We start from the raw sequence: 1,133 nt of genomic DNA on the forward strand, positions 1-1,133 counted from the left end.
CAGCAGGCCGCCGACATCGTCGCCCAGTACTGGAACAGCTGAGCCAACAAACCGCTGGCCGGCACCCCGAACACCGGGGTGCCGGCCAGCGGCGTCTCCGGGGTCCGGGGAGATCGTCAACCCGTGGTTGACGGTGGCGGTTCGTCAACCTATGGTTGACGCATGACCGAGACAGAGCCGCTGAAGATGAGCCAACCGGTACGCCTCGACGAGCTGATCGAAGGCATCAAGAAGGTGCACGGCGACGCACTGGACCAGCTCGCCGGCGCCGTCCTGGTCGCCGACTACCTGGGCGACATCGCCGACCACCTGATCGGGCACTTCGTCGACCAGGCCCGCCGCTCGGGGGCCTCCTGGACGGAGATCGGCCGCAGCATGGGGGTGAGCAAGCAGGCCGCCCAGAAGCGGTCCGCCGCGAAGTCCGAGACGGCGGCGGCGCTCGACCCGAGCGCCGGGTTCGGCCGGTTCACCCCGCGGGCCCGCAACGTGGTGGTGTCCTCGCAGGAGGAAGCGCGGGCCGCGGGCAACGCCGAGATCACGCCGGGGCACGTCGCCCTGGGCCTGCTGGCCGAGCCGGAAGGGCTGGCGGCCGCGCTGATCGTGGCCCGGGGCGTACCCCTGGAGCGGCTGCGGGAGGCGGTGACCGCGACCTTGCCGGCGAAGGCCGACACGGTCCCGGATTTGATTCCCTACGACGCACGGGCCAAGAAGGTCCTGGAGCTGACCTTCCGGGAGGCGCTGCGGATGGGCCACAACTACGTCGGCACCGAGCACATCCTGCTCGCCCTGCTCGAGGAGGAGGCCGGCGACGGCGTGCTCACCGGGCTCGGGTTGGAGAAGGCGGCCCTGGAGTCCGCCGTCGAGGGCGCCCTCGCCGAGATCACCCGCAAGCGGGCCTGACCCGCGACAGGCCCGAACCGCACGGGGCCCGAATCGCATCGACCCCGAACCGCACCGGCCGGGGGCCCCCCCCCGGGGGGGGGGGGCCCCCGCGGGGGGGGGGGGGGGGGGGGGGGGGGGGGGGGGGCCCGGGGGGCGGGGGGGGGGGGGGGGGGGGGGGGCCGCGGCCCCCCCCCCCCCGTCTCCGGTGCCGGCCCGGCCGCCGGGGCGGGTGGCCCGGGTGGTGGCGGTCT

The 1,133-nt window shown here is 75.3% G+C and carries 1 protein-coding gene; it reads left to right on the forward strand.

Annotated elements, in window-relative coordinates; all coding sequences use genetic code 11:
* Positions 1 to 162 precede the first annotated feature (162 nt).
* Positions 163 to 900 (forward strand): Clp protease N-terminal domain-containing protein, encoded by a 738-nt coding sequence (locus ACFYPD_RS34100; RefSeq protein WP_387122932.1) that lies wholly within the window; start codon positions 163 to 165, stop codon positions 898 to 900.
* The last annotated feature ends 233 nt before the right edge of the window (positions 901 to 1,133 follow it).

Origin of the sequence: Micromonospora sp. NPDC005299, from assembly GCF_042872345.1 — a bacterium.
Taxonomy (GTDB): domain Bacteria; phylum Actinomycetota; class Actinomycetes; order Mycobacteriales; family Micromonosporaceae; genus Micromonospora.